This window comes from Actinomycetes bacterium (assembly GCA_036510875.1).
Lineage (GTDB): Bacteria > Actinomycetota > Actinomycetes > Prado026 > Prado026 > DATCDE01.
In genome coordinates this window covers 1-4,730 of record DATCDE010000198.1, presented here as the reverse complement: position 1 = coordinate 4,730, position 4,730 = coordinate 1, and the positions used below count along the sequence as shown (strand labels likewise).

The 4,730-nt window shown below is 68.9% G+C and carries 7 protein-coding genes; 5 read left to right on the top strand and 2 right to left on the bottom strand.

The window, feature by feature from the left end; all coding sequences use genetic code 11:
• A partial coding sequence (locus tag VIM19_11645; protein ID HEY5185530.1) for a hypothetical protein occupies positions 1-360 on the bottom strand: 360 nt, incomplete at its 3' end.
• Between the two features lie 181 nt (positions 361-541).
• Here VIM19_11645 and VIM19_11640 point away from each other — a divergent pair.
• Entirely contained in the window at positions 542-1,393 is an 852-nt protein-coding gene (locus tag VIM19_11640) for an IS66 family transposase (protein ID HEY5185529.1), read from the top strand.
• A 179-nt stretch (positions 1,394-1,572) separates the two neighbouring features.
• The gene (locus VIM19_11635; protein HEY5185528.1) at positions 1,573-2,163 is read left to right on the top strand and encodes a recombinase family protein; all 591 of its coding nucleotides are present in this window, start codon (positions 1,573-1,575) and stop codon (positions 2,161-2,163) included.
• Positions 2,164-2,409: 246 nt separating this feature from the next.
• Here VIM19_11635 and VIM19_11630 read toward each other — a convergent pair whose 3' ends face one another.
• Positions 2,410-2,622 carry a DUF4177 domain-containing protein gene (locus VIM19_11630; protein HEY5185527.1) on the bottom strand — a complete coding sequence of 71 codons (213 nt, stop codon included), beginning with the start codon at positions 2,620-2,622 and terminating at the stop codon, positions 2,410-2,412.
• A 439-nt stretch (positions 2,623-3,061) separates the two neighbouring features.
• Between VIM19_11630 and VIM19_11625 the strand changes: the two genes are divergently transcribed.
• The 3 genes from VIM19_11625 (at position 3,062) to VIM19_11615 (ending at position 4,508) form a co-directional block, all read left to right on the top strand.
• Complete coding sequence (locus tag VIM19_11625; GenBank protein HEY5185526.1) at positions 3,062-3,550, top strand: hypothetical protein; 489 nt, start codon at positions 3,062-3,064, stop codon at positions 3,548-3,550.
• Positions 3,551-3,625: 75 nt separating this feature from the next.
• Entirely contained in the window at positions 3,626-3,913 is a 288-nt protein-coding gene (locus VIM19_11620; GenBank protein ID HEY5185525.1) for a hypothetical protein, read from the top strand.
• A 10-nt stretch (positions 3,914-3,923) separates the two neighbouring features.
• Complete coding sequence (locus VIM19_11615) at positions 3,924-4,508, top strand: hypothetical protein (GenBank protein HEY5185524.1); 585 nt, start codon at positions 3,924-3,926, stop codon at positions 4,506-4,508.
• The last annotated feature ends 222 nt before the right edge of the window (positions 4,509-4,730 follow it).

Genomic DNA, 4,730 nt, shown 5'->3' with positions numbered 1-4,730 from the left:
GAGTTGCTCGTCCTGCTTGCTCAGCGCGATGCGCTGATCGCGGCGTTGGCGGGTCGGGTGGCGGAGTTGGAAGCGCGGCTGGGAAAGAACTCCCGGAACTCCTCGAAGCCACCGAGCAGCGACGGTCTGGCCAAGCCCGCGCCGAAGTCGTTGCGGCGGGCGTCGGGGCGCAGGCCGGGCAAGCAGCCCGGAGGTCAAGGGTTCCGGGCCCAGCCGGTGGCGGTGGCCGATGAGGTCCGGATCCATGCCCCGGCCGGCTGCCGACGCTGCGGAGCGGACCTTGCTGACGCGCCGGTGGTGGGCCTTGAGGTTCGTCAGGTCTTCGACCTGCCGAGCATCGAGCTGGTCGCGGTTGAGCACCGCGCGCAGCGACGGGCGTGTTCGTGTGGTGCGGTGACCCGTGCGGAGTTCCCCGCCGAGGCGACCGCACCGACGTGTTACGGACCGGGTGTGGCGGCGCTGGCGAGCTATCTGCTGGGCCGGCAGCACTTGCCGGTGGAACGCGCCGCGGAGTGCTTGCAGGAGGCGTACGGCGCGGGCGGTGTCCACCGGGTGGCTGGCCTCGCTGCTGCCGAGTGCGGCGGCCCGCCTGGACGGGTTCCTCGCGGTTGCCCGGGCCCAGCTCGCCGCGGCGCCGGTCGCGCACTTCGACGAGACCGGCGGCCGGGTCGCCGGCCGGTTGCACTGGATCCACGTCGCGGGCACTGAGGCCTGGACGCTGTTCCACCTGGACACCAAGCGGGGCCGGGCCGCGATGGACGCCGCCGGGGTGCTGCCGGGGTTCACCGGTGTCGCGGTCCACGACGGCCTGGTCGTCTACCGGCAGTACGACCAGGCCACCCACGGGTTGTTCAACGCCCACCACCTACGCGAGCTCGCCGGGATCGCCGAGCTCACCGGACAGGCGTGGCCCACCGCGCTCGCGGAGCTGCTCGTCGAGCTGCACATCGCGGTCGAGACCGCCAGGGCCAGCGGAGCCACCCGGTTCCCGGCCCGCACCCTGGCCACCTTCGGCCAGCGGTACGACGCGCTGATCGCCGAGGGCCAGCAGGCCAACCCGCCACCACCAGGCAACGGCAAGCGCGGGCGCCCCGCCCTCGGCCCGGCCGGATCATTGCTCGCCCGGCTCGAAACCCACCGCGCCGACGTGCTCCGGTTCGCCACCAACTTGCGGGTCCCGTTCGACAACAACCAAGCCGAACGAGACATCCGCATGGTCAAGCTCCAGCAGAAGATCTCCGGCGGCTGGCGCTCCGACACCGGCGCCGAGGCCTTCCTCGACGTCCGGTCCCACCTGTCCACCGCCCGCACACACGGCCACAGCGCCATGGTCGTACTCCGCGACCTGTTCACCGGTCAGCCCTGGATCCCCGCGATCGGCGCGAGCCCATAGCCGTCGGCACCTAAACAGTTACGGGAAGAGCCCAAAAAGACCCGACGAGCGCATCCCCACCCGCACGAGCCGTCTCACAAACGAACGTTTCTGAGCCGTCCCCAGGAAGTCCCTGGTGGGCGGCTTTCTCGCGTTCACAACCCGTGTCCGAAATCAACGTCTTAATGAAGGGAGGAACCATGAGTTCTGCGACCGGCATGTCCTTCGGCTATGCGCGGGTCAGCACCACCGAGCAGGACGAGGCGCTCCAGCGCGACGCGCTGGCCGCTGCCGGGGTCAGCAAGATGTTCGTGGACAGGATCTCGGGGTCGCTGCAGCACCGGCCGGCCCTGGACGAGCTGCTGGGTCAGCTGCGGGCCGGGGACACCGTCGTGGTGTGGCGGCTAGACCGGCTCGGACGCTCGCTGCGACACCTGGTCGAGCTGGTCGGCGAGCTCGAACAGCAAGGTGTGGGGCTAAGAAGCCTGACGGAGCAGATCGACACCACCACCCCGAACGGGAAGCTGATCTTCCACTTTTTCGCGGCACTGGCCGAGTTCGAGCGCGACCTGATCAGGGAGCGGACTCAGGCCGGCTTGGCTGCTGCTCGTGCTCGTGGTCGCCGAGGGGGTCGTCCGAGCGTCTGGACGCCGGAGAAGCTCAGGACCGCCGAGGCCATGTACGTCAGCGGCGAGCACGACGTCGCCACCATCGCCAGAGTGTTGGGGGTCAGCAGGGCGTCGGTGTCTCGGGGGCTGGCCAGCCGTCCTGGGGCGAGGGATCTCGCTTAGGTGCACCCACGACGCTCGGCGAATGGTTCTCCGCGACCCCACCTTGGACGGCCTTGCCGGCAGGATCCCGTCGATGACTGAGGTGGTACGGCGTCACGTTGCCCAGCGACCGGCTGCTCAACGCTGGTGCAGATCTGGACGGTTTCGCTGCCAGCAGTGATGCGCTCTACTGTGCGGTGCGGCGATGCGCTCCTCCAGTGCCGAACGTCCCAAGGGACGTTCGGACCATCATGTCTCTGCCTCGGCTCAGGACTTCTCTCTCTTCGCGATGCCGACGAAGCTCTTCCTCGTCTCGAGCTCGAGGGAATCGATGTTGACGACCTCCCACCCGTCGGCACCGAGCTGATTCAAGTACTCCTCCAGGGCCTCGCGACTCCGCCCTCGCAGGGTTCCTTCTCGGGGCACGTCGTGCGAGTCAATGATCTTGTATTCCCACGTTCTCATGAACGCCTCCTTCACGCTCCGCCCCATCAGCCAATATCCAGTCTGAATGACTCCCTCTCAGCGGCACCTGCCATAGCTCGTGCGCGGTGTCGTAGGTGCCGCCCTTACGGGAGTACTCCCACATCGCCCCGACCCAACCGCCCAAGGCGAAGACCAGCACCCCCGCCACCACCGCGATAGTTGCTGCCATGGCTCACCTATCCAGATGGTCGGCAGCCCGAGCTACGCGGTAGACCGCTACAACCAGCGTGCGATCAACGCAAGACGGTCAAAAGGGTCCAAGGTCGCAATATTCGTCTCAGCGGTGCCAAACCACCCCGGTTGGTCCTGGGAACACGCCCTGAGCACCGAGGCCTGCACCACGATCTTCCAGATCCACACCTGAACGGACCCGTCCACCCGCCCCTCGGCATCCGCTGGGGGCCTTCGTCATGCCCACGGGAAAGGAAGACCCATGTCCAAGGAGACCCTGCAGCACCTGAACACGAACACGTTGATCGGCTTCACCGACCACCGCGGGCACGCCTGGCACTACCGGGCCGAGGAGCAGGGCGACGAGCCCAACCACTACCCCGGCCCGATCCCGATCGAGGACGTGCAGCGGCGGCTGTTCGCCTGGACCGCGGAATCGCGCCGGGTGGCGGTGGAGCTGCCCGCCGGTGTGGAGTCGATGACCCACCTGGACGACCAGGGGGTCTGCTTCGAGGTCCACTGCGCCCTGGCCGAGGACTTCGACGACTACTGCCCCCGAGCCCTGCACCGGGCCACCGTGCAGGCGATCAACGCCTACTCCCGGCAGATGGCCACCACCCGGGGGCTGTCCACCTGGGAGTGGATCGACGACACCCCGACCGAACAGTTCGCCGAGGCGATCTACACCAGCGAGGAGTTCGCCGCCGCCTACACCGAGGCGGTCGAGACCTGCGACCGCTGCCGGCTCTGAGCACCCGTTCCTGAACTCCACTCGCCCGGCCCGCGTCCTGCGGAGCCGGGCCTTGTCATGTCTGGAGGCCCTGCCTTGCTCTGCTGCATCCGCTTCACCCGATTCCTGGCCGGTTTGCTGGCCGTCTTGCTGTACCGGCTGAGCAGACGGGCCGCCGCCCTCTACCAGCGGCACCGCGCCTTGCTCTCCGACGAGCCCGGCTACCGCGCCCAGGCCACCGCCGGCACCGCCGCGTTGCTCACCCTGCTGCACGTCCCCCGGCCGCTGGCCGCGCTGCTGCTCGGCACGCTCCGCCGGCCCACCTCCAGGGACACCGCGCAGATCGAACCCGTCCGTGACGACCCACACCACGACACCCACTGAAGGAGCACCCATGACCACGAACACCACCGACCCGCAGACCAGCGACCGCCCGCTTGAGCGCGGGCGGACCTTCCGGCACTGGGGCGGCACCTGGACCCTCGTCGCCCCCGCCCCGGACGGAGAAGGCAGCTGGGTGGCCCTGAACACCGACACCCACGCCATGGCCATCCTCACCGTCGTCGACGTGGTCTGGACCGGCCAGACCCTCGACGACGACCAGCTCGCCGTCGAGGTCGCCACCGCCTGGCACACCCTGCACCAACGCTGGGAGAACGTCCGGGCCCGGCTGGCGGAGAAGGAGCAGATGATCGACGACATCCGGGCCTACGCCATCGACCGGCACCTGGAGGGAGCCTTCTGCCGCGACGGCCTCAACGCCGCCCTGCGCCACTTCGACCTGGAGCCCTACCAGCCCCGCTACCAGGTCCCAGTCACTGTCACGGCCACCGTGCACATCACCGCCGACGACGCCGACGCAGCGCAACGCCGAGTCCGGTACCTCATCGACGGCCTGGCCTACTCAGGTGAGAGTGACGAGGACGAGGTCCAAGTCACCCTCGATGACACCCAGGTCGGCGACCCCGAGACCGCGTAGCCCGCAGTAGTGCTCAGGCCGGGCGTGCAGCCCGGCCTTCGTCATGTCCGGGGTCCGGCGGCAGCCAGCCGCCGAGCCTCGGCATGCACGACCCCAGGGGCGCGACAGGCCGCTCGATAGCCGGCATTCGGTGCTCTCCCCTCAACCAAAGCGAGTTGGCCGAACGGTGCTTGGGGACCCGGGTCAAGAGGACTATGTCCTCTGGCAGGGCCGGTGGCATCC